We start from the raw sequence: 23,318 nt of genomic DNA, 5'->3' as shown, positions 1-23,318 counted from the left end.
GTGATCCAATCATCTCCCGCCATCCGGCCGGGCGCCGGAGCCACGCCCGGCACGGAAAAATAAAAAAAGATTGATTAAAAATAGGAGAAAAGGGTAAAATAGTCGTGTTACTTGTGCAAAAATAAGCTCTGCCATTCTACTTCTTTATTTCATTTCAGCCTTCATCATCTTCGAAATGAATCCCTTCGCCTGTCGAATTGATGACCAATATGTCCGAACGCGAACGATGGGAGAATAGGAAAATTTGCAAAGTGTGGTGTCAAGATGGAATTAACGTTAGCGGCATTAGAAAACATGAAATTGAAAGAGCTGTATGAGCTCGCCAGACAATATAAAATTTCATACTACAGCAAGTTGACGAAAAAGGAGCTTATTTTTGCCATTTTGAAAGCGCGTGCCGAACAAGACGGCCTCTTTTTCATGGAAGGCATCCTCGAAATCATTCCGTCGGAAGGATTCGGCTTTTTGCGCCCGATCAACTATTCCCCGAGCTCGGAAGACATTTACATTTCCGCTTCCCAAATCCGTCGTTTTGATTTGCGCAACGGGGATAAAGTATCCGGCAAAGTGCGGCCGCCAAAAGAAAATGAACGCTACTTCGGCTTGCTTCATGTCGAAGCGGTCAACGGCGAAGACCCGGAAATCGCCAAGGAACGCGTCCACTTTCCAGCGTTGACGCCGCTTTACCCGAATCGGCAAATGAAGCTCGAGACGACGCCGGACAAGCTGTCGACCCGCATCATCGACTTGATCGCCCCGGTCGGCTTTGGCCAGCGCGGGTTGATCGTTGCGCCGCCGAAAGCCGGGAAGACGATGCTGCTGAAAGAAATCGCCAACAGCATCACCACGAACCACCCGGACGTTGAGCTCATTGTCCTGCTCATTGACGAACGGCCGGAAGAAGTGACCGACATCGAGCGGTCGGTGCAGGGCGATGTCGTCAGCTCGACGTTTGATGAGGTGCCGGAAAACCATATTAAAGTGGCCGAGCTCGTCTTGGAGCGGGCCATGCGCTTAGTCGAGCATAAGCGCGATGTCGTCATTTTAATGGACAGCATCACGCGCCTCGCCCGGGCGTACAACTTAGTCATTCCGCCGAGCGGGCGCACGCTCTCCGGCGGGATTGACCCGGCGGCGTTCCACCGTCCGAAGCGCTTTTTCGGCGCAGCCCGCAACATCGAAGAAGGCGGCAGCTTGACGATTTTGGCGACCGCCCTCATCGACACTGGGTCACGCATGGATGACGTCATTTATGAGGAGTTTAAAGGCACGGGCAATATGGAGCTCCATCTTGACCGCTCGCTCGCCGAGCGCCGCATTTTCCCGGCGATCGACATTCGCCGCTCGGGAACGCGCAAAGAGGAGCTGCTCATCCCGAAAGAACATTTGGAAAAGCTGTGGGCGATCCGCAAAACGATGGCCGATTCCCCCGACTTTATCGAGCGGTTTTTGAACAAATTGCGTCGGACGCAGTCAAACGAAGAGTTTTTCGCCTTGCTTGATCAGGAGTGGAAACAAGGGGGGCCGCTCCGCCTGTAGGCAGGTGGAGGAATTTGCCGGACATCGCCCATTGCAAACGAGCGGAAAAGCTGTTATAATCTTAACATGTGTGTTTTGGCTAGCGCCTTTCTGTTTGTGCGACCAGTGATTTGCACCGGCCGGGTTCGCTTTATCGGAGCCTCGGCCGTTCCATGCGCCGCGCCTTGCCAAACGGGCGGGCGCGCATAAGCATGAAGCGTTCCATGCTACGAATCACTCTGTTTCGATAAGATACAGGGCGGAAGGAGATGAAAACGATGAAACAAGGCATCCATCCAGAGTACAAAAAAGTCATCGTCCGCTGCGCATGCGGCAACGAATTCGAAAGCGGTTCGGTCAAAGACGAACTGCGCGTGGAGATTTGCTCGGAATGCCATCCGTTCTTCACGGGCAAACAAAAATTCGTTACGGCAGCGGGCCGCGTTGACAAGTTCAATAAAAAATACGGCCTTAAGTAAACAAGGATGTGACGAAGCAGGCAAGCAACCCACTTGCCTGCTTTTTCATGACGCCAGATCGACGACCAGTTGCTTATTGAAGCCCAACCCGCCGGCTGACGGCAGGGACGGCTGATGCCATGACAGTGTTGTGCGAAAGGAGAGGCCCCCGATGTACGTGATGACGCAGTCCGGCTGGCTTGAGGTCATTTGCGGATGCATGTTTTCCGGCAAATCGGAAGAGTTGATTCGCCGCGTCCGCCGCGCCCAGTTGGCTAAGCAGGAAGTGAAAGTGTTCAAACCGACGATCGACAATCGCTACAGCGAGGACGCGGTCGTGTCGCACAATGGCAATTCGGTGATCGCCATTCCGGTCGCGACGCCGGCGGAGATGTTCCGCTACATTTCCGCCGCCACCGACGTCGTGGCCATCGATGAAGTGCAGTTTTTTTCCGATGACATCATCGATGTCGTGCAAACGCTTGCTGACCGCGGCTGCCGTGTCATCGCCGCCGGGCTCGACCAAGATTTTCGCGGCGAGCCGTTTGGCCCCGTGCCGGCGCTGATGGCGATCGCCGAGTCGGTGACGAAGCTGCAGGCTGTATGCACGGTCTGCGGTTCGCCGGCCAGCCGGACGCAGCGAATCATTAACGGTGCGCCCGCCTCTTATGACGATCCGGTGATTCTCGTCGGCGCCAGCGAGGCGTACGAACCGCGCTGCCGCCATCACCACGAAGTGCCTGGCAAACCGAAAAAGCGATACAACCGCCCGCTCGCTGGACATACGGGTGAGTGATGGTGAGGCGGTCACTGATGTTGTTTGGCCGCTTTCATCGGCGCAGTGGCGAAGCGCCGCCATCGTTGATGGAAACGGCGCATATTCGTATGTTTCGCCGACCGAGAAGGGCGGAAGCGGCGCCATCATCCTTGCCCGTCTCGTGCGTCCATTCGCTATGGGAGGAAAAAGCGTTTGGCATGCGGCTCGTTCATCATTGGTCGTTCGCTTGACCAGGCTGCCCCTTTTGTTCGTTCGCCGCAAAATAGACGAATGATGGCAGAAAGATTTATGGCTTGCCGTGTATCATTGACGGGCGGTCATGGACATCCTAACAGCAAGGAGGCGAAAAAGGATGAAACGCATCTGGCTGTTAGGAATGGCCCTATTGCTTTCTGCCTGTTCGTTGAATCCGGACCATCCGTCCTACCGTCAGCAAAGCGAAGACAAAAACGGCGCGCGGCTGATGACGGACGGGCGGCCGAAGATCGACGCTGACAGCGACTTGTACAACAACTTCGACGATCCGGAAAAGGTGCGGCAAAACCCGAACTTTATCAGCTTGACGGAAGGAAGCGAAAACCAGCGCGCCGATACGCGCAAGGCAGCGCAACTCATTGAGCGGTACACCGATTACGGCGTTGACTCGATTTGGTTTCACGGCGGCAATATGTATGTGACGGTCGATGCGCCGGAGGAGCTGTCCGCCGAGGAGCGGCAGCGCGAGGCGCAACGCATCGACAAGCTTTTGACCAAAGCGATCCCGACATACGAAATCATCGTGCGCGTCCACTAAGAGCTCCCGCTTGCCGAAAGCGGGGTTTTTGTTTGGCTTCGTTTCATGCTATAATCTAAAATTAGACTGTGTGCAAAAACAGAGGTGAATGATGTGTTTGACCGGTTGGAAGCTGTGGAGCAGCGGTATGAAAAGTTGAACGAACTGTTGATGGACCCGGACGTCATCAACGATCCGAAAAAGCTGCGCGATTATTCCAAAGAGCAGGCGGATTTGGAAGAAACGGTGCAAACGTACCGCGAATACAAATCGGTTCGCGAGCAGCTGGCCGAAGCGAAAGCGATGCTCGAAGAAAAGCTTGAGCCGGAGCTGCGCGAGATGGTGAAAGAAGAGATTGATGAGCTCGAAGAACGGGAAGAGGCGCTCGTTGAAAAGCTGAAAGTGTTGCTCTTGCCGAAAGATCCGAACGATGAGAAAAACGTCATTATGGAAATCCGCGCGGCCGCCGGCGGCGAAGAGGCAGCGCTGTTTGCTGGGGATTTGTACCGGATGTATACGCGCTACGCCGAGTCGCAAGGGTGGAAGACGGAAGTGATTGAAGCAAGCCCGACCGGCCTTGGCGGCTACAAAGAAATCATTTTTATGATCAACGGCAAAGGGGCGTATTCGAAGCTGAAGTTCGAAAACGGCGCCCACCGCGTCCAGCGCGTCCCGGAAACGGAGTCAGGCGGGCGCATCCACACGTCGACGGCGACGGTCGCCTGCCTGCCGGAGATGGAAGAAATTGAAGTCGAAATCAATGAAAAAGACATTCGCGTCGATACGTTTGCTTCAAGCGGACCGGGCGGGCAAAGCGTCAACACGACGATGTCGGCCGTGCGCCTCACCCATATTCCGACCGGCATTGTCGTCACGTGCCAAGATGAAAAGTCGCAAATCAAAAACAAAGAAAAAGCGATGAAAGTATTGCGCGCCCGCATTTACGACAAATACCAGCAAGAAGCGCGCGCTGAATACGATCAAACGCGCAAGCAAGCCGTCGGCACCGGCGACCGTTCCGAACGCATCCGCACGTACAACTTCCCGCAAAACCGCGTCACCGACCACCGCATCGGGCTGACGATTCAAAAGCTCGACCAAGTGCTCGACGGCCACCTTGACGAAATTATTGAGGCGCTCATTTTAGACGACCAAGCAAAAAAACTGGAGCAAGCGAACGATGCGTCGTAATGTGCATGAAGTCCTCGCCTGGGCTTCTTCTTTTTTGCGCGCCCATGGAAAAGAGGAGCGGGCGGCGGAGTGGCTGCTTGGCCACCATTTAGGCGTCGACAGGGCCGGGCTGTTCGCCCGCTGGCGCGAGCCGGTCGACGAAGCGGTATATGAACGGTTTGCGGCCGACGTGCGCAGCCATGCGATGGATCACGTGCCGATTCAATATTTGATCGGCTATGAATCGTTTTACGGCCGGCCGTTTCTCGTCAACCGCCATGTGCTCATCCCGCGCCCAGAGACGGAAGAGCTTGTGCTTGGCGTCTTAGAGCGCCTTCCGCGCCTGTTTGCCGGACGCAAGCGGATCGATGTGGTTGACGTCGGCACCGGCAGCGGGGCGATCGCCGTGACGCTGGCGCTGGAGAACAACGCGCTGTCCGTCACCGCCACCGATATTTCGGACGAAGCGCTCGCGGTCGCCCGCGAAAACGCCCGGCGGCTCGGGGCGAACGTTTCGTTTTTGTGCGGCGATTTGCTGCAGCCGTTCATTGACGCGGGGCGGAAGGTCGACGTCGTCGTCTCCAACCCGCCGTACATTCCAGAGACGGATGTGGCTATGCTTTCCCCGGTCGTCAAAGACTATGAGCCGCATACGGCGCTCTTTGGCGGCCGCGACGGGCTCGATTTTTACCGCCGCTTTGCCCGCGAGCTGCCGTCTGTGCTTCGTGAGCCAGCGCTTGCCGCGTTTGAAGTCGGCGCCGGGCAAGGGGAAGCGGTGGCGGCGCTCTTGGCGGAGGCGTTTCCAGAAGCCGAAGTGGAAGTCGCTTTTGACCTCAACGGCAAAGACCGGATGGTGTACATGACGCGGCCGAAAAAAGAGAAAAAGTATTAGATTCATAGGTTTAAAAACGAGCGGCGCCGTCCACAATGAAAGGTGAAAGGACGGTGCCGATGATGGTGATCAAAGGAAATGCCATTGCCGTATGTTTATATATCATTCTATTAACGACCGGTGTGCTTGTTGAGCTGTATGGCCATAAGACAGACGCCGGGGCGAACGCGGCGGTCGCCGTGCCCGATGAGGCGATTCGCCTGCGCATTTTAGCCAACAGCGATGCTGATGAAGACCAACGATTGAAGCGAAAAGTGCGCGATGCGGTCAATGCGCAAATCAACGGCTGGGTGGCCGAACTCACCTCGTTCGAGGAAGCGAAGCGCGTCATCCGCTCCCACCTGCCGGACATCGAGCGGACGGTCGCCCGTGTGCTTCGTGATGAACGAAGCGATCAATCGTATAAAGTCGAGTTTGGCCCGGTCCATTTTCCGACGAAAGTGTACGGCAACTACGTGTATCCGGCCGGCATATATGATGCAGTGCTCATCACGCTCGGGGAAGGAAAAGGAGCGAACTGGTGGTGCGTCCTGTTTCCGCCGCTTTGTTTTCTCGATTTTTCCAACAGCGATGCCGTGATGATGACGGCGAGCCAGTCGCCTGCAGACACGAATCAGCCTGCGCCGGCTGGGAGCGCCCGGTCGATGGAAGCCGGAGCGAAGCAAAACAGCGATCCGACCGAAGCGGAAGACAAGGCAGAGCCGAACGACGAGCGGGCCGCCGAACCGAATGAACCGAAAGAGGAGAAGGCCGCAACAGTGGAAAACGAAGATCGCACCGCTTCTTCTGCCGATCATGGGCAGAGCGAGGGGAAAGCTGATGATCGCGAGTCGTCTTTCGTCGTCATGGCCGAGCCGGAGCAGCCGGTGGAAGTGAAATTTTTCTTCAAAGAGTGGCTGAGACATCTTATTCCATAAGCGCCTATCCACAAAGTTATCCACAAAAGTAACAAGTTTATGCACAATTTGTGCATAACTGTGGAAAAGCGTCGGGCGTTGATCTGGTGCTGGTGAAAAAAGCCGCCATTTTCAAGGCGAATCACGGTGATGGAGAAGGTGAAACGATTGGAAACGCGTGTTTGGGTTGTGGATAATATTGTTGATAAACAACAGATTTATCCACAAATACAAGAGGCGGCCGAATGGCTGCGGGCGGGGGAAGTCATCGCTTTCCCGACCGAAACAGTGTACGGGTTAGGGGCGGATGCAGCCAATACGGCAGCGGTGGAAAAAATTTTCGCCGCCAAAGGACGGCCGAGCGACAACCCGCTTATCGTCCATGTCGCTCATATTGCGCAAGCGGAGACGGTGGCCGCCTCCATCCCGCCGGTGGCGAAAACGTTGATGGAGCGGTTTTGGCCAGGGCCGCTCACGTTAGTGTTGCCTAAACGAACAGGAGCGGTGTCCGAGCGGGTGACGGCCGGGCTGCCGACGGTGGCGGTGCGCATGCCGGATCACCCGCTGGCGTTGGCGTTGATCGAGGCGAGCGGTTTGGCGTTGGCCGCCCCGAGCGCGAATCGGTCAGGAAGGCCGAGCCCGACGACGGCGGCGCACGTGCTCGCCGATTTAGATGGGCGGATCGCTGGGGTGATCGACGGCGGGCCGACCGGCGTAGGCGTCGAATCAACTGTGCTCGATTGCAGTGGGGACGTGCCGATGATTTTGCGCCCGGGCGGGGTGACAAAAGAGGCGCTCATGGAAGCGATCGGCCGGGTTGAAGAGGCTGCCGCTTTGGGCGACGAGGCGGCGCCGAAAGCGCCAGGAATGAAATATACGCATTATGCGCCAAACGCGCCGCTTTGGATCGTCGCCGGCCCGCCGGCGCTTTTGCAGCGGCTTGTCGATGAAAGCCGGTCTGAAGGGAAAACGGTCGGCGTGCTGACGACCGAAGAAAACCGGAATCGGTATATAGCCGATGTCGTGCTGCCGTGCGGAACGCGCCAGGCGCTTGAGACGGTCGCGAGCCGGCTGTACGACACGCTGCGCCGGTTTGATGAAACGAACGTCGATCTTATTTACAGCGAGGCGTTTCCGGAAGAAGGAATCGGCGCCGCGATCATGAACCGGCTCCGCAAAGCGGCCGGCGGACGCGTTATCAGCGAACAGCAGAAATGAAGGGATAGCCGTTTGTTATAGGCGCTGTTGTTTCCAAACACTTCACCGGTCCATTGTGGGCCGGTTTTTTTTGTCCGCCTGCCCATGAGCCGGCACCTTGTTGGCCGGCCTCGCTTCTAAACCGTCCTGGACGTGCATATGTTAGCAATAAGGCCGGTCCAGGAGGGAAGAAAACATGGGCGCATTCATCGGCGAAATGATCGCGCTGTCAATGATGGCGCTGGCGCTGGGCATGGACGCGTTTTCGGTCGCTTTAGGAATGGGGCTGCTGCGCCTCCGGCTGCGGCAAATGTTTTATATCGGGTTGACGATCGGCTTGTTTCATATTCTCATGCCGCTTGTCGGCATGGCCGTCGGCCGCTTGCTGTCGCGCGAGTTCGGAAGCGTTGCGACATATGCGGGCGGGGCGCTGCTGTTATGGCTTGGCGGGCAAATGATCATCACCTCGTTCCGGAGGGACGACGGCTCGCCGCTGTTTCCGCGCGGGGTGGGGTTGCTTTTTTTTGCCTTCAGCGTCAGCCTAGACAGCTTTTCCGTCGGGCTGAGCCTCGGCATTTTCGGAGCGCGGACGATGGTGACGATTTTGCTGTTCGGTCTGTTCAGCATGGTGCTGACATGGGTCGGCCTCTTTGTCGGCCGCCATTTCCAGCAATGGCTCGGTTCCTACAGCGAGGCGCTTGGCGGCAGCATTTTGCTGGCGTTCGGGCTCAAGCTGCTTTTTCTATAAACGGCGGCAGGCGGTTTTCCTTCAGGTGGGAAAAAGCGGACTGCCTGCTTTTTTTGCTCTTTTCCCTATGGTATATTGATGGTAAGCCATTAGTGTGAAGAGGTGGTTGTATGCCATACCGCATTTTGTTCGTCTGCACAGGCAATACGTGCCGGAGCCCAATGGCTGCTGCGCTGCTGGAGAAGAAGCAGCTGCCCGGCGTCGAGGTGAAATCGGCTGGCGTATTTGCGGCGGAAGGAAGCGAGGCGTCGGCCCACGCCAAGACGGTGTTGAAGGAAAAAGGAATTGAAGCGGCCCATCGCTCCTCGCAGCTGAAAAAAGAGCATATCGACTGGGCGACGCACGTGCTGGCGATGACATCCGGCCATAAAGAAATGATCGTCGAGCGTTTCCCAGAGGCGAAGGACAAAACGTTTACGTTGAAGCAGTTTGTCTCGGGAACAGACGGCGACATCGCCGACCCGTTCGGCGGCCCGGTGGAAGCGTATCGGGCGGCGCGTGATGAGCTGGCGATGCTCATTGACCGTCTGGCGGAAAAGTTGCAAACAGAACAATGATGTTGACAAGTGAGGGGGAACACAATGGGGGAGACAAGTCATCGGTTCGGCTTGCGTCTAAAGCTCGTCGTCTTTACGACAGCGTTGGCGCTTATCACCTATTCAACGAGCGCCTTTTTCTTGTACGTTTTATACGACCAGTGGTTTGCATCATGGAACAAAAGCGTGTTCACGATGGTCGTATTGCTTCTTGGAATTTTTTGGTCCGGGGTGCTTGCCTATTTTGCTGCCGGCTGGATTACGAAGCCGCTGCAACGGCTCGAGGAAGCGGCGGTCAAGGCGACGGAAGGGCATATCGATGAAGATGTTCCGTTGCCCTCTTCCAATGACGAAATTCGCTCGCTGGCTGCCGCGTTCAACCGGATGCTTAGCCATTTGCGTGCGGTCGTCGCCAACGTGGAAGAGAATGCAGCGCGCACGAATGAAAAGACAGCGGAAATGAGAAAGGCGTCTGAGACGGCAGCTGACCGCTCGCGCGACATCGCGGCGACCATTGACGACATTTCCAAAGGGGCGGCGGCCTCGGCGGAGGCGATCCAAGAAGCGGCTTCGGCGGTTGAGGATGTGCTCGCCATCGCAGTACAAGTAAAAGAAACGGCCGAGCGCGCGGAACAGTCGGTATATGAGATGGCCAAAACGCTGAAGACAAGCCGCGATATCACCCATTCGCTTGTCAGCGGCATCGATCAGCTGGCTGACGATCAAGAACTGTCGCGGGAGGCTGTCAAGCAGCTCGAAGAACATGCCAATCAAATCGGCAACATTACGTTGCTTGTCGCTGACATCGCTGAACAGACGAACTTGCTTGCGCTCAATGCTTCCATTGAGGCAGCCCGTGCCGGCGAGCACGGCCGGGGGTTTGCCGTCGTCGCCGAGGAAGTGCGCAAGCTGGCTGATGAGAGCGCCAAGGCGGTTAAGCAAATCGCGGAACTGGTCGGCAACATTCAAAACGAAGTCGCCCGTGTGGTGGCGCAAATGGACAAGCAGGTGGCCGCCGCAAACGCCGAGGCGTCGAAAGGGGAGCGCACGAATGAGGCCATCGCGGCCATGGCGGCCTCGGCCGATGAAGTGATCCGCGCCGTCCATGACATCGCTGAGTTGGCGAAACGCCAAATGGGGCATATGGAGCGGGCCGCGGCGCAGACGCAAGAAGTGGCGGCGATCGCCGAGCAGACGTCCGCTGGTGCGCTCGAAGTCACGGCGGCGACCGAAGAGCAGGCCGCATCGATCAGCGATGTGCATAAGCTGGCTGGCGAGCTTGTTGAACAGGCCGAACAATTGCAGGCGGCTGTCGCTCAGTTTCGCACCCGCTGAGGCGGCATAGTTCAAGCAGCGAGAAAGGCGCCGCTGGCGTTCGGTTGACAAGACGTTGGCCGCCGGTGGCCTCTCGTTCTCTACAATTCGAAAAGACTCTCGCCTATGTTTAGTTGACAGTCAAGGTGAGGGGGCAAAGTTTTCGCCCCCATCGATTGAATGCGAGCGCATTGCTGTTTTTCGGACAAAAGGCGAAGCAAAACGAATCGAAAGGAGAAGAACAGTGATGAAAGTGGCCATCGCTTCCGACCATGGCGGAATTCGCATCCGTGAAGAAATTAAAGCGCTGCTTGATGAAATGGGGATCGAGTACACCGATTTTGGCTGCGATTGTGAAACGTCAGTCGACTACCCGGATTATGCGCTTCCGGTCGCTGAAAAAGTGGCGCACGGCGAATTTGACCGCGGCATTTTGATCTGCGGCACCGGCATCGGCATGACGATCGCCGCCAACAAAGTGAAAGGGGTGCGCTGCGCCCTTTGCCATGACGTCTACAGCGCCAAGCTGACGCGCATGCATAATGACAGCAACATTCTCGCGATGGGCGAGCGCGTCATCGGCCCCGGCTTGGCGCGCGAAATCGCCAAGGCATGGCTTGAGACCGAATTTGAAGGCGGACGCCATGCGCGGCGGATCGGCAAAATCGCCGACTATGAAAGCAAGCATTTGTAGGCCGAATGAAGGCTGCATCGAGGCTGGCGCCGCGGCTTGCCGTACATGAAGACGGCCGGCATCTTGCTTCATGAGGACAGCGGCAAAAAGGATAGGAAAACTCCATATTTGTGAGCATCACGGACAACTTGGGAGTCGGGCTCGGCTTTGGCGAAGAATCGCTGAACGTGCCAGTATGTAAAAAACAAGGGCAGTATCAATCGAAAACTTTACATCCGCCATCCCATTGAGCATTGTGGGGCATCCCTAGGGCCGGATTCGTCCTTGACCAACACCCGCCAACGGTGTGAAAGGGGCGGCAAAGCTAGTGCGGATCAACAACGAGCAAAGGAGGAGAGGACATGGATGCGCGATTGACGGAATGGCAGCAGCAATGGCAAACGATCTTGCATGAGTTTCGCCAACAGGCGCCGCTCGGACGCGGCGACATCGTTGTGATCGGCTGCAGCACGAGCGAGGTGCTTGGCGAGCGGATCGGCACGGCCGGGTCGATGGACGTTGCGGCCATGCTGTTTGCCGAGCTTGACGCATGGCGGCGCGAAACCGGCATTGCGCTTGCGTTTCAATGCTGCGAACATTTGAACCGGGCGCTCGTCGTCGAGCGGGAAACCGCCAAAGCTCACGGGTTGGAGATCGTCTCGGTCGTTCCGGTGCCGAAAGCGGGCGGGGCGATGGCTGCCTACGCTTACCGAAAGCTCGCCGCCCCGGTCGTCGTCGAAACGATTCGCGCCGATGCCGGCATTGACATCGGCCATACGCTCATCGGCATGCATTTGAAGCCGGTCGCCGTTCCGGTGCGCGTTTCGGTGAAGCACATTGGATCGGCGTGCGTGACGCTGGCGAAAACGCGGCCGAAGCTGATCGGCGGCGCTCGCGCGGTCTATTCTTTGGAAAATCCGAATGATCCCTGTTCTTTCTAGCGATTTCATTCATTTTTTCTTTGAATTTGCCTAGCTGAAGCTGATAAAATAAAAACGAATATTCACTGATTTCGCATAAGGGGGAGCTATTGATGAATTACTTGCCACAACAAGATCCGCAAGTGTTCGCCGCCATTGAACAAGAGCGGAAGCGGCAGCACGCCAAAATCGAACTGATTGCGTCCGAAAATTTCGTCAGCCGCGCGGTGATGGAAGCGCAAGGGTCGGTGTTGACGAACAAATATGCGGAAGGCTATCCGGGCCGCCGCTACTATGGCGGTTGTGAATATGTCGACATCGTCGAAGATTTGGCGCGCGAGCGGGCGAAGCAATTGTTCGGAGCGGAGCATGCGAACGTCCAGCCGCATTCCGGGGCGCAGGCGAACATGGCCGTCTATTTCACTGTTCTTGAGCACGGCGACACGGTGCTTGGCATGAACTTATCGCACGGCGGACATTTGACGCACGGCAGCCCGGTCAATTTCAGCGGCATTCAGTACAACTTCGTCGAATACGGCGTCGACCCGGAAACGCATGTCATTGACTATGACGACGTGCGCGAAAAAGCGCGCCTTCACCGGCCGAAGTTGATCGTCGCCGGCGCGAGCGCCTATCCGCGCATCATCGACTTCGCCAAGTTCCGCGAGATTGCCGATGAAGTCGGCGCCTATTTAATGGTTGACATGGCCCATATTGCCGGTCTTGTTGCGGCAGGTCTTCATCCGAATCCGGTGCCGTACGCCCATTTTGTCACGACGACGACGCACAAAACGTTGCGCGGCCCGCGCGGCGGGATGATTTTATGCCAAGAACAGTTCGCCAAACAAATCGACAAAGCGATTTTCCCTGGCATTCAAGGCGGCCCGCTTATGCACGTCATTGCCGCCAAGGCGGTCGCACTCGGCGAAGCGCTGCAAGACGACTTTAAAGTGTACGCGAAACGCGTCGTCGAGAACGCAAAACGGCTCGCCGCTGCCTTGCAAAACGAAGGATTTACCCTCATTTCCGGCGGCACGGACAACCATTTGCTGCTTGTCGATTTGCGCCCGCAGCAGCTGACAGGGAAAACGGCGGAGAAAGTGCTCGATGAAGTCGGCATCACCGTCAACAAAAACACGATTCCGTACGATCCGGAAAGCCCGTTTGTTACAAGCGGCATCCGCATCGGCACGGCTGCGGTCACGACGCGCGGCTTCGGATTGGAAGAGATGGACGAAATCGCCGCCATCATCAGCTTGGTGCTGAAAAACGTCGGCAGCGAACAAGCGCTCGAGGAAGCGCGCCAACGCGTCGCCGCTTTGACGGAAAAGTTCCCGCTCTATCAAGATTAAGCGCAGCCGCCGCTTAGGCCGAAACCGTACGGTGCACTGCCCATGGGCTTTGGCGGTGCGCCTTTTTCCGTTCGTTCGGCAGTTGAACGGGCGCTCGTTTTCCAGTAGAATGTATAGAAGTGTATCGCATACATACGGAAGAGGAGAGTTGACCGATGGGAAAAGTGTATGTATTTGATCATCCGCTCATCCAGCATAAATTGACGTATATTCGCGACAAGAATACGGGCACGAAAGAATTTCGCGAGCTTGTCGACGAAGTGGCGACGTTGATGGCGTTTGAAATTACGCGCGATCTGCCGCTTGAGGAAGTCGAGATCGAAACCCCTGTCAGCAAAGCGAAGGCAAAAGTGATCGCCGGCAAAAAGCTTGGCGTCATTCCGATTTTGCGCGCCGGCATCGGCATGGTCGACGGCATCCTAAAGCTCATCCCGGCGGCGAAAGTCGGCCATATCGGCTTGTACCGCGACCCGGAAACGTTGAAACCGGTCGAATATTACGTCAAGCTGCCGAGCGATGTCGAAGAGCGCGACTTTATCATCGTCGACCCGATGCTCGCGACCGGCGGCTCGGCGGTGGCGGCGATTGACGCGTTGAAAAAGCGGGGAGCGAAAAGCATCAAATTTATGTGCCTGATTGCGGCGCCGGAAGGGGTCAAAGCGGTGGAGACGGCTCACCCGGATGTGGACATTTACATCGCCGCCCTTGATGAACGGCTGAACGACCACGGCTATATTGTCCCTGGTCTTGGCGATGCCGGCGACCGGCTGTTTGGCACGAAGTAACGCCCGCTTCCGGCGTGTACAACAGAGTGCCCCGTGCGGCGGGGCTCTTTTTCCATTCAACGATGGAGGTGGACGTCTGCTGACATACCTCTTGCTTATGAAGAGGTTAAGCGTTTTCATAAACTCGGAAGTAGGAGACAGCTTAAGCGAAGGCGCGCTGGCGTCCTGGACGCCCGTGCGCCGCTATGCGCGGAGGAAACCGCTTCATGTGGGACGTTAGGCTAGGATAGCGGGAAAAGAAATGGGGTAAAAATAAAATATATCATTATACAAGACAGTTGTGAAAAGAAAATGAGAAATTGTCACAAATTATTAATATTTGCCCTGTGTGAATGAGGTTTTACGTGGAAACACATTGACATTGACGAAGCCGTATTGTATCCTTTACAAGGGGTAGATTGAGAAGGTTTTCATTTTTTTAAAGGGTGTGTTGGCATGTCCCCAAAGCAGCGCCACCCGTTTCAAGCCATGGCATTGATGTCCGCCATCGTCTCCCAGCTCGTCGGCTCGATTTTAATCGGCGTTTTCGGCGGGAGATGGGTCGATGGGAAGTTTGGCACCGAGCCGATCTTTTTAATCGTCGGCCTCTTGCTCGGACTGGCGGCCGGCGTGTATGCCATGTTGCGGCTCATCCGCCAATATTTCTCTGGGGAGTAATGAAATGGAAGCCCTTCAAACGATGTTTTGGCGGCAAGTTCGGTACATATTGTATTTGCTCGCCATCTATACGCTCGGCTTTGGGTTTACGCCGTATAAAACCGTTTTTCTCAGCCTGATTCTCGGCACATCGATCAGCCTCCTCATGGTTTGGAATTTAACCCGGAAAATCGAAAAGTTCGGACAAGCAGTGGCGGCGCGCAAAAAAGTGCGCACATTAGGCACCTTATCGCGTTTGGCGCTTGCTGCGTTGGCTGCTGTCATTGTTCTCAAGTATCCGCAACATTTCGATATCGTGCCAACCGTTTTGGGATTAATGACATCCTACATTGTCATTATAATAGATTTCTTCTTTCACAAATGGAAAAACGACAAGCTGCACGTATGAAAGCGAGGTGAGAGAGGATGGAGCATAAAGCGCCGCTTGTCGAATTTTTAGGCCTTACGTTTAATTTATCTGATATGTTGATGATTACGATCACGAGCTTGATCGTGTTCATCATTGCTGTTGCGGCTACTCGCTCGCTTCAGCTGCGCCCGACGGGAATGCAAAACTTTATTGAATGGGTCTTTGACTTTGTCAGAGGCATCATTAACAGCACGATGGATTGGCAAACGGGCGGCCGCTTTTTGACGCTGGGCGTCACGCTCATCATGTATGTTTTTGTGGCCAATATGCTTGGACTGCCGTTTTCCGTCCATGTAAACGGTGAACTTTGGTGGAAATCGCCGACCGCGGATGCGACCGTTACGTTGACGCTGGCGGTGATGGTCGTCGCCCTCACCCACTACTATGGCGTCAAAATGAAAGGGGCGTCCGAATATTTGCGCGATTACACCCGTCCAGTCGCCTGGTTGTTCCCGCTCAAAATCATCGAAGAGTTTGCCAACACGCTGACGCTCGGTTTGCGTCTTTTCGGGAACATTTACGCCGGGGAAATTTTGCTTGGCTTGCTCGCCAGCCTTGGCACGAACTACGGTGTGCTTGGCGCCATTGGCGCAGCCATCCCGATGATGGTGTGGCAAGCGTTCAGCATTTTTGTCGGCTCTATTCAGGCGTTCATTTTTACGATGCTAACCATGGTTTATATGGCTCATAAGGTCAGTCATGACCATTGAGCATTCCTTTCATTAAGAGTAAGACTTGAAACATTACTTTAACATTGCGAAGGAGGATCTATCAACATGAGTTTGGGTGTACTTGCAGCTGCGATTGCGGTAGGTTTGGGGGCGTTGGGCGCCGGCATCGGCAACGGTTTAATCGTCAGCCGTACCATCGAAGGGATTGCCCGTCAACCAGAATTGCGTCCGGTTTTGCAAACGACGATGTTCATCGGGGTTGCGTTGGTTGAGGCGCTTCCGATCATCGGTGTCGTCTTCTCGTTCATTTACTTAGGTCGATAAGAAATAGATATGGAAAGTGATGGCGAAGTTCGTGTCAACGACCACCTTCGCCATTCCTTTATGTGCAATTTTGCGAGATCGCGTTGGTGCGATAGCTGTCGAAAGGAGTGAAACGCGGTGTTGTGGAAGGCAAACGTATGGGTGCTCGGCGAAGCGGCGCATGGCATCAGCGGCGGCACGATTATTTACCAACTGCTGATGTTCATCATTTTGCTGGCCTTGCTGCGCAAATTCGCTTGGCAGCCGTTAATGAATATCATGAAACAGCGTGAAGAACATATCGCGAACGAAATCGACCAGGCGGAAAAACGCCGGCAAGAAGCAGAGAAACTTCTTGAAGAACAGCGCGAACTGATGAAGCAGTCGCGCCAAGAAGCGCAAGCGCTCATTGAAAACGCGCGCAAGCTTGCTGAAGAGCAGAAAGAACAAATTGTCGCCTCGGCCCGCGCGGAAGCGGAACGGGTGAAAGAAGCGGCGAAAAAAGAAATCGAGCGTGAAAAAGAACAGGCGATGGCCGCGCTCCGCGAACAAGTGGCTTCGTTGTCTGTCTTGATCGCCTCGAAAGTGATCGAAAAAGAGCTGACCGAACAAGACCAACGCAAGCTGATCGAAGCGTACATTAAAGATGTGCAAGAGGCGGGAGGAGCGCGATGAACCAAGAAGTGATCGCCAAACGGTATGCATCGGCTTTGTTCCAAATCGCGCTCGAACAAGGGCAGCTTGACCGAATCGAAGAGGACGTTCGCGCCGTGCGCCAGGCATTGGCGGAAAACGGCGAGTTTTTATCGCTTCTTTCGTATCCGAAACTTTCCTTCGATCAGAAAAAAGCGCTCATCCGCGAAGCGTTCGCCGGTGTGTCCACCCCGGTGCAAAACACGCTTCTCCTTCTTCTTGAGCGCCATCGTTTCGGCCTTGTGCCTGAGCTGGCGGAACAGTTTCTTGCCCTCGTCGACGATGCGCGCGGCATCGCCAAGGCGGTCGCCTATTCGGCACGGCCGTTGACGGATGAAGAACTGCAGGCGCTTTCCGACGTCTTTGCCAAAAAAGTCGGCAAACAGACGCTCCACATTGAAAATATTGTAGATCCGGAACTCATTGGCGGCGTGAAGCTGCGCATTGGCAACCGCATTTACGATGGCAGCGTCAGCGGGCAGCTTGAACGGATCCGGCGGCAGCTGATCGGCTAACATTTGAAGACAGGGGTGAAAGGCATGAGCATTCGAGCGGAAGAAATCAGCGCGCTCATTAAGCAGCAGATCGAAAACTATGAATCGCAAATCCAAGTGAGCGACGTCGGCACCGTCATCCAAGTCGGCGACGGGATCGCGCGCGCTCATGGGCTCGATAACGTCATGTCCGGGGAGCTCGTCGAGTTTGCCAACGGCGTCATGGGCATGGCATTGAACTTGGAAGAAAACAACGTCGGTATCGTTATTTTAGGACCGTACACCGGCATTAAAGAAGGCGATGAAGTGCGCCGCACGGGCCGGATCATGGAAGTGCCGGTCGGGGAAGCGCTCATCGGCCGCGTCGTCAACCCGCTCGGCCAGCCGGTTGACGGCTTGGGACCGGTGGAAACGACGGAGACGCGTCCGATTGAAAGCCGTGCGCCGGGCGTTATGGACCGGAGATCGGTGCATGAGCCGCTGCAAACCGGGATTAAAGCGATCGACGCGCTCGTGCCGATCGGCCGCGGCCAGCGCGAGCTCATCATCGGCGACCGGCAAACCGGGAAAACATCGGTGGCCATTGACACGATCATCAACCAAAAAGACCAAAACATGATTTGTATTTACGTCGCCATCGGGCAAAAAGAATCGACGGTCCGCACCGTTGTGGAGACGCTCCGCAAACATGGCGCGCTTGACTATACGATCGTCGTCACCGCCTCGGCGTCGCAGCCGGCTCCGCTCTTGTTCTTGGCGCCGTATGCCGGTGTGGCGATGGGCGAGTATTTCATGTATAAAGGCCAACACGTGTTAGTCGTCTATGACGATTTGTCGAAACAAGCGGCGGCGTACCGTGAATTGTCGCTCTTGCTTCGCCGTCCGCCGGGCCGTGAAGCGTATCCAGGGGATATTTTCTACTTGCACTCCCGCCTGCTTGAGCGCGCAGCGAAATTGAGCGATGCCAAAGGCGGCGGTTCGTTGACCGCGCTTCCGTTCGTCGAAACGCAAGCGGGCGACATCTCCGCGTACATTCCGACGAACGTCATCTCGATTACGGACGGACAAATTTTCTTGCAATCGGACTTGTTCTTCTCCGGCGTCCGCCCGGCGATCAACGCGGGGTTGTCCGTTTCGCGCGTCGGTGGGGCGGCGCAAATTAAGGCGATGAAAAAAGTAGCCGGGACGCTTCGTTTGGACTTGGCCGCTTACCGTGAGCTCGAAGCGTTCGCCCAATTCGGTTCCGACCTCGATAAGGCGACGCAAGCGAAGCTCGCCCGCGGGGCGCGCACGGTTGAAGTGCTGAAGCAAGATTTGCATCAGCCGATTCCGGTCGAGAAACAAGTATTGATCATCTATGCGTTGACGCGCGGCTTTTTGGATGACATTCCGGTTGAAGATGTACGCCGGTTTGAAAAAGAGTTTTACTTGTGGCTCGACCAAAACGGCCAGCACTTGCTTGAGCACATCCGCACGACGAAAGACCTTCCGAACGAGGAAGACATCAACAAAGCGATCGAAGCGTTCAAGAAAACGTTTGTCGTTTCTCAATAAGGCCGGCGGGGGCATATCGCCCCCTCTCGCCTGTTAGAACCCGTGCAGCAAAAAGGTGGTGAAACCTTTGGCATCGTTACGCGATATTAAAACGCGCATCAATGCGACGAAGAAGACGAGCCAAATTACAAAAGCGATGGAAATGGTCTCGACGTCGAAGCTGAACCGCGCGGAGCAAAACGCGAAATCGTTCGTTCCATACATGGAAAAAATCCAAGAAGTCGTGGCCAATGTAGCGCTTGGCGCCGGCGGCGCTTCGCATCCGATGCTCGTTTCGCGCCCGGTGAAAAAGACGGGGTATTTGGTCATCACATCAGACCGCGGCTTGGCTGGCGCATACAACAGCAACGTGTTGCGCCTGGTGTACCAAACGATCCAAAAACGCCATGCTTCTCCGGATGAATATGCGATCATCGTCATCGGCCGCGTCGGGCTCAGCTTTTTCCGCAAGCGGAACATGCCCGTCATTCTCGACATCACCCGCTTGCCGGACCAGCCGTCGTTTGCCGATATTAAAGAAATCGCCCGCAAAACGGTCGGGTTGTTTGCCGACGGCACGTTTGACGAGCTGTATATGTATTACAATCATTACGTGAGCGCAATCCAGCAAGAGGTGACGGAACGGAAGCTTCTGCCGCTCACCGACTTGGCGGAGAATAAGCAGCGCACGGTGTACGAATTTGAACCGTCGCAAGAAGAAATTTTGGACGTCTTATTGCCGCAGTATGCGGAAAGCCTCATTTACGGCGCATTGCTCGATGCAAAAGCGAGCGAACACGCCGCCCGGATGACGGCGATGAAGAACGCAACCGACAACGCGCATGAGCTCATTCGCACATTGACGCTTTCCTACAACCGCGCTCGCCAAGCGGCGATTACGCAAGAGATTACGGAAATTGTCGCCGGAGCAAACGCCTTGCAATAGCGGACTAGCAAGTTAGGAGGGAAAACGATGACAAGAGGACGCGTTATCCAAGTCATGGGTCCGGTTGTAGACGTCAAGTTTGAAAACGGCCACTTGCCGGCGATCTACAACGCCCTGAAAATTCAACATAAAGCGCGCAACGAAAACGAAGTCGACATCGACTTGACATTGGAAGTCGCCTTGCATCTTGGCGATGATACGGTACGGACGATCGCGATGGCATCCACCGACGGCCTCATCCGCGGCATGGAAGTCATCGACACCGGCGCGCCGATTTCGGTGCCGGTCGGCGAAGTGACGCTCGGCCGCGTGTTCAACGTCTTAGGCGAGCCGATCGACTTGGAAGGCGATATTCCGGCTGACGCCCGCCGCGACCCGATTCACCGTCCGGCGCCAAAATTCGAAGAACTGGCGACCGAAGTCGAAATTTTGGAAACGGGAATTAAAGTCGTTGACTTGCTTGCGCCGTACATTAAAGGTGGAAAAATCGGTTTGTTCGGCGGCGCTGGCGTAGGGAAAACGGTCTTGATCCAAGAGCTGATCCACAACATCGCCCAAGAGCACGGCGGGATTTCCGTCTTCGCCGGCGTCGGCGAACGGACGCGTGAAGGAAACGACTTGTACCATGAAATGAAAGATTCCGGCGTCATCAGCAAAACGGCCATGGTGTTCGGGCAAATGAACGAGCCGCCGGGCGCGCGGATGCGCGTCGCCTTGACCGGCTTGACGATGGCCGAATACTTCCGCGATGAGCAAGGCCAAGACGTGTTGCTCTTTATCGACAACATTTTCCGCTTCACGCAGGCCGGTTCGGAAGTATCGGCGCTGTTAGGCCGCATGCCGTCAGCCGTTGGTTACCAGCCGACATTGGCGACGGAGATGGGCCAATTGCAAGAGCGGATCACGTCGACGGCGAAAGGCTCGATCACCTCGATCCAAGCGATTTACGTCCCGGCTGACGACTATACCGACCCGGCTCCGGCGACGACGTTCTCGCACTTGGATGCCACAACCAACCTTGAGCGGAAGCTTGCCGAGATGGGGATTTATCCGGCCGTTGACCCGCTCGCCTCGACCTCGCGCGCGTTGGCGCCGGAAATCGTCGGCGAGGAGCACTACCAAGTCGCCCGCAAAGTGCAGCAAACGCTGCAACGTTATAAAGAATTGCAAGACATCATCGCTATCTTAGGGATGGACGAACTGTCGGATGAAGATAAACTCGTCGTTCACCGCGCCCGCCGCATCCAGTTCTTCTTGTCGCAAAACTTCCACGTGGCGGAGCAGTTCACAGGCCAACCGGGCTCCTACGTGCCGGTGAAAGAAACGGTGCGCGGCTTTAAAGAAATTTTGGAAGGCAAATACGACCATCTTCCGGAAGATGCGTTCCGCTTAGTCGGCCGCATTGAAGAAGTCGTTGAAAAAGCGAAAGCGATGGGTGTCGAAGTGTGACCCGGGATAGGGGGATTGGACAATGAAAACGATCCACGTGAGCGTCGTTACTCCTGATGGCCCGGTGTATGAAGACGATGTCGAGATGGTGAGCGTGAAGGCGAAAAGCGGCGAGCTCGGCATTTTGCCGGGGCACATTCCGCTTGTCGCCCCGCTTGAAATCAGTGCGGCCCGGCTGAAAAAAGACGGCAAAACGCAATACATTGCCGTCAGCGGCGGCTTTTTGGAAGTCCGTCCGGACAAAGTGACGATTTTGGCTCAAGCTGCTGAACGGGCGGAAGACATTGACGTCCTGCGCGCCAAAGCGGCGAAAGAGCGGGCGGAGCGCCGCCTGCAAAGCCAGCAGGACGACATCGACTTCAAGCGGGCCGAACTGGCGTTAAAACGCGCCATGAACCGTTTGAGCGTTGCGGAAATGAAGTAAAAGCAGGGGAGAAGATTCCCCTGCTTTTCTTTTTTGATGAAAACGTGGGCATTCATCACACCGCGGAGCGCATGTGCCGTTATTTGCTGCTTTTTGGCTTGAATCGGTATTCACTAAAGGGAAAAGGGGAGGGCAGCACGAAGCGTCAGAGAAGGGGCGAATGTTCTGTCCTCTCTTTTTTATATTTATATAGTGTAAGCAACAATGTTCCGCCAAGACGGTGTCTCTTGCTTTGCCCCGGCCTGCGATTGGCCGCTTATTTGAATGAACACCGTGTTGACAGTGATAATCTGAACGGTTGCTGACACGGTTGGATTTGAGTCTTCTGTCGGGAAATGATAAATGTTATAATGAAATTGAAGGAATTATTGAAAAATTTCATCATTAACACTATATGTATGTAGAAAACTGGGAGAGGGGGGCGAGCTTGTTGAGCAACATCTATGCGAACAGTTATTTGATCATCTTCGTCTTTCTTTGTCTCGGCGTGTTGCTGCCGATTGGGGCGCTCACGGCCGGACGATGGCTGCGGCCGCACGTGCCGGACGAGATGAAGGCGACGACTTATGAAAGCGGTAACAATCCATTTCACGACTCGCGCGTTCAGTTTCAAGTCCGCTACTATCTATTTGCCTTGCTGTTTGTCATTTTCGATGTCGAGACGGTGTTTTTGTATCCGTGGGCGGTCGTTTATGACCAACTCGGCTTGTTCGCGTTAGTGGAAATGATCATTTTCATCGTCTTGCTTGCCATTGGCCTTATTTACGCTTGGAAAAAGAAGGTGTTACGATGGATGTGAAATGGGAAGGCTTTTCTGATGCCGAAATGGAAGAAGTGAAGCGAAACGTCTTTTTCACGACGCTCGAGCAGTTGAAAGGATGGGCTCGAAGCAACTCGCTTTGGCCGCTGACATTCGGCCTTGCCTGCTGTGCGATCGAGATGATGGCGGTCGGCGGCGCCCATTACGACCTCGACCGGTTCGGTTCATTTTTCCGCGCTTCGCCGCGGCAGTCTGACGTCATGATCGTCTCGGGAACCGTGACGAAAAAAATGGCGCCGCTTTTGCGCCGGTTGTATGACCAAATGCCCGAACCGAAATGGGTCATCGCCATGGGTTCGTGTGCGACGGCCGGCGGCCCGTACGTCAAATCGTACAGCGTTGTCAAAGGCGTCGACCAAATCGTTCCGGTTGACGTGTACATACCGGGCTGTCCGCCGAACCCTGCGGCGCTCATTTACGGCATTCACAAATTAAAAGAAAAAATCCGCCTGGAAGCCAAAACGGGGAAGAAGGTGCTGTAACCGATGGATGAAGAAAAAGATTTGACCCAGCGAAAAAAGGAAGCAGCCGAGCGGGCGAAGCAGCTGGCGCGTGAACGGCTTGCGGCCAAGCAAGCAGCAGAACAGGCGAAGCAAGCCGCTGAAACCGGTGACGCCCGAAGCGATGATTTGAATCCTTCTTCGGATGTATCCGACGGCCCGGCAAATGAAGCGCCGGGCGGCGCGGCGCAGCCGCCATCGGCTGAAGACATCGCGTCAGCGAAAAAACGAGTTGCCGAAGAGGTGCGAGCCAAGGCCGCCGAGTTGCGGCGGCAGCGCGAAGCGTCGTTGGGGGCCGCGTCCGGGGATGACCTTGAGGCGGCGAAAAGGAAGGCGGCGGAGGAAACGCGGGCACGGGCGGCGGAATTGCGGAAGCAGCGCGAGGCGTCGTCGGGGGCCGCGTCCGGGGA

At 55.6% G+C, this 23,318-nt stretch carries 28 protein-coding genes and 1 pseudogene; all 29 read left to right on the top strand.

All coding sequences use genetic code 11. From position 1 onward, the window contains the following. The first annotated feature begins 264 nt into the window (after nt 1–264). Complete coding sequence (gene rho / locus GJ1_RS12990) at nt 265–1,539, top strand: transcription termination factor Rho (protein WP_066233146.1); 1,275 nt, start codon at nt 265–267, stop codon at nt 1,537–1,539. A gap of 257 nt (nt 1,540–1,796) precedes the next feature. Further along, complete coding sequence (rpmE, locus tag GJ1_RS12985; RefSeq protein WP_011232848.1) at nt 1,797–1,997, top strand: 50S ribosomal protein L31; 201 nt, start codon at nt 1,797–1,799, stop codon at nt 1,995–1,997. 151 nt (nt 1,998–2,148) lie between these two features. Further along, on the top strand, nt 2,149–2,772 hold the full coding sequence (locus tag GJ1_RS12980; protein WP_066233143.1) for a thymidine kinase: 624 nt from the start codon (nt 2,149–2,151) through the stop codon (nt 2,770–2,772). 17 nt (nt 2,773–2,789) lie between these two features. Beyond that, nucleotides 2,790–2,984, top strand: a complete 195-nt coding sequence (locus tag GJ1_RS12975; RefSeq protein WP_066233140.1) for a hypothetical protein — start codon at nt 2,790–2,792, stop codon at nt 2,982–2,984. A gap of 122 nt (nt 2,985–3,106) precedes the next feature. Continuing rightward, nucleotides 3,107–3,547, top strand: a complete 441-nt coding sequence (locus tag GJ1_RS12970) for a hypothetical protein (protein ID WP_066233136.1) — start codon at nt 3,107–3,109, stop codon at nt 3,545–3,547. A gap of 93 nt (nt 3,548–3,640) precedes the next feature. Further along, complete coding sequence (prfA, locus tag GJ1_RS12965; RefSeq protein ID WP_066233132.1) at nt 3,641–4,717, top strand: peptide chain release factor 1; 1,077 nt, start codon at nt 3,641–3,643, stop codon at nt 4,715–4,717. Further along, nucleotides 4,707–5,588: a peptide chain release factor N(5)-glutamine methyltransferase gene (prmC, locus tag GJ1_RS12960; RefSeq protein ID WP_066233129.1), complete on the top strand. Its 882-nt coding sequence runs from the start codon at nt 4,707–4,709 to the stop codon at nt 5,586–5,588. The genes prfA and prmC overlap by 11 nt, the downstream gene beginning before the upstream one ends. A gap of 59 nt (nt 5,589–5,647) precedes the next feature. Next, nucleotides 5,648–6,505: a stage II sporulation protein R gene (gene spoIIR, locus GJ1_RS12955; protein WP_066233171.1), complete on the top strand. Its 858-nt coding sequence runs from the start codon at nt 5,648–5,650 to the stop codon at nt 6,503–6,505. Nucleotides 6,506–6,634: 129 nt separating this feature from the next. After that, nucleotides 6,635–7,702, top strand: a complete 1,068-nt coding sequence (locus GJ1_RS12950) for an L-threonylcarbamoyladenylate synthase (protein ID WP_066233126.1) — start codon at nt 6,635–6,637, stop codon at nt 7,700–7,702. Nucleotides 7,703–7,877: 175 nt separating this feature from the next. Then, nucleotides 7,878–8,429, top strand: coding sequence for a manganese efflux pump MntP (locus GJ1_RS12945; protein ID WP_066233124.1), 552 nt, complete (start codon nt 7,878–7,880; stop codon nt 8,427–8,429). 110 nt (nt 8,430–8,539) lie between these two features. Next, nucleotides 8,540–8,986 carry a low molecular weight protein arginine phosphatase gene (locus GJ1_RS12940; protein WP_066233121.1) on the top strand — a complete coding sequence of 149 codons (447 nt, stop codon included), beginning with the start codon at nt 8,540–8,542 and terminating at the stop codon, nt 8,984–8,986. 24 nt (nt 8,987–9,010) lie between these two features. Then, a complete protein-coding gene (locus GJ1_RS12935) occupies nt 9,011–10,300 on the top strand; it encodes a methyl-accepting chemotaxis protein (RefSeq protein WP_066233118.1) in 1,290 nt (429 codons plus the stop codon). 226 nt (nt 10,301–10,526) lie between these two features. Then, complete coding sequence (gene rpiB / locus GJ1_RS12930; protein ID WP_066233115.1) at nt 10,527–10,973, top strand: ribose 5-phosphate isomerase B; 447 nt, start codon at nt 10,527–10,529, stop codon at nt 10,971–10,973. Nucleotides 10,974–11,314: 341 nt separating this feature from the next. Beyond that, nucleotides 11,315–11,893, top strand: a complete 579-nt coding sequence (locus GJ1_RS12925; RefSeq protein WP_066233111.1) for a TIGR01440 family protein — start codon at nt 11,315–11,317, stop codon at nt 11,891–11,893. 92 nt (nt 11,894–11,985) lie between these two features. After that, nucleotides 11,986–13,224, top strand: coding sequence for a serine hydroxymethyltransferase (gene glyA / locus GJ1_RS12920; protein WP_066233108.1), 1,239 nt, complete (start codon nt 11,986–11,988; stop codon nt 13,222–13,224). A 155-nt stretch (nt 13,225–13,379) separates the two neighbouring features. Beyond that, nucleotides 13,380–14,009: a uracil phosphoribosyltransferase gene (upp, locus tag GJ1_RS12915; protein WP_033017312.1), complete on the top strand. Its 630-nt coding sequence runs from the start codon at nt 13,380–13,382 to the stop codon at nt 14,007–14,009. Nucleotides 14,010–14,444: 435 nt separating this feature from the next. Then, the gene (locus tag GJ1_RS12910) at nt 14,445–14,666 is read left to right on the top strand and encodes an AtpZ/AtpI family protein (RefSeq protein WP_066233104.1); all 222 of its coding nucleotides are present in this window, start codon (nt 14,445–14,447) and stop codon (nt 14,664–14,666) included. Between the two features lie 4 nt (nt 14,667–14,670). After that, nucleotides 14,671–15,054: an ATP synthase subunit I gene (locus tag GJ1_RS12905; protein ID WP_066233101.1), complete on the top strand. Its 384-nt coding sequence runs from the start codon at nt 14,671–14,673 to the stop codon at nt 15,052–15,054. Between the two features lie 17 nt (nt 15,055–15,071). Continuing rightward, nucleotides 15,072–15,785, top strand: coding sequence for a F0F1 ATP synthase subunit A (gene atpB / locus GJ1_RS12900; RefSeq protein ID WP_066233098.1), 714 nt, complete (start codon nt 15,072–15,074; stop codon nt 15,783–15,785). A gap of 66 nt (nt 15,786–15,851) precedes the next feature. Then, nucleotides 15,852–16,070 carry a F0F1 ATP synthase subunit C gene (atpE, locus tag GJ1_RS12895; RefSeq protein ID WP_011232830.1) on the top strand — a complete coding sequence of 73 codons (219 nt, stop codon included), beginning with the start codon at nt 15,852–15,854 and terminating at the stop codon, nt 16,068–16,070. 120 nt (nt 16,071–16,190) lie between these two features. Further along, nucleotides 16,191–16,724, top strand: a complete 534-nt coding sequence (locus GJ1_RS12890; RefSeq protein ID WP_171660741.1) for a F0F1 ATP synthase subunit B — start codon at nt 16,191–16,193, stop codon at nt 16,722–16,724. Further along, nucleotides 16,721–17,257 carry a F0F1 ATP synthase subunit delta gene (locus tag GJ1_RS12885; protein ID WP_066233095.1) on the top strand — a complete coding sequence of 179 codons (537 nt, stop codon included), beginning with the start codon at nt 16,721–16,723 and terminating at the stop codon, nt 17,255–17,257. The genes GJ1_RS12890 and GJ1_RS12885 overlap by 4 nt, the downstream gene beginning before the upstream one ends. A gap of 24 nt (nt 17,258–17,281) precedes the next feature. Then, nucleotides 17,282–18,790 carry a F0F1 ATP synthase subunit alpha gene (gene atpA / locus GJ1_RS12880; protein WP_066233092.1) on the top strand — a complete coding sequence of 503 codons (1,509 nt, stop codon included), beginning with the start codon at nt 17,282–17,284 and terminating at the stop codon, nt 18,788–18,790. Nucleotides 18,791–18,857: 67 nt separating this feature from the next. Beyond that, nucleotides 18,858–19,715 (top strand): ATP synthase F1 subunit gamma, encoded by an 858-nt coding sequence (gene atpG / locus GJ1_RS12875; RefSeq protein ID WP_066233088.1) that lies wholly within the window; start codon nt 18,858–18,860, stop codon nt 19,713–19,715. A gap of 27 nt (nt 19,716–19,742) precedes the next feature. Next, nucleotides 19,743–21,164, top strand: a complete 1,422-nt coding sequence (gene atpD, locus GJ1_RS12870) for a F0F1 ATP synthase subunit beta (RefSeq protein ID WP_011232825.1) — start codon at nt 19,743–19,745, stop codon at nt 21,162–21,164. 22 nt (nt 21,165–21,186) lie between these two features. Continuing rightward, a complete protein-coding gene (locus tag GJ1_RS12865; protein WP_044732826.1) occupies nt 21,187–21,588 on the top strand; it encodes a F0F1 ATP synthase subunit epsilon in 402 nt (133 codons plus the stop codon). Nucleotides 21,589–22,018: 430 nt separating this feature from the next. After that, nucleotides 22,019–22,387: an NADH-quinone oxidoreductase subunit A gene (locus GJ1_RS12860; protein WP_066233167.1), complete on the top strand. Its 369-nt coding sequence runs from the start codon at nt 22,019–22,021 to the stop codon at nt 22,385–22,387. Beyond that, nucleotides 22,378–22,890: a NuoB/complex I 20 kDa subunit family protein gene (locus GJ1_RS12855; RefSeq protein WP_066233085.1), complete on the top strand. Its 513-nt coding sequence runs from the start codon at nt 22,378–22,380 to the stop codon at nt 22,888–22,890. Before GJ1_RS12860 ends, GJ1_RS12855 begins: the two co-directional genes overlap by 10 nt. A gap of 3 nt (nt 22,891–22,893) precedes the next feature. Then, nucleotides 22,894–23,318, top strand: a pseudogene (locus tag GJ1_RS12850) (NADH-quinone oxidoreductase subunit C); the annotation flags it as partial.

It is taken from the genome of Geobacillus jurassicus NBRC 107829, from assembly GCF_001544315.1.
GTDB classification, from domain to species: domain Bacteria; phylum Bacillota; class Bacilli; order Bacillales; family Anoxybacillaceae; genus Geobacillus; species Geobacillus jurassicus.
This window is presented reverse-complemented; position numbering and strand designations above follow the sequence as displayed.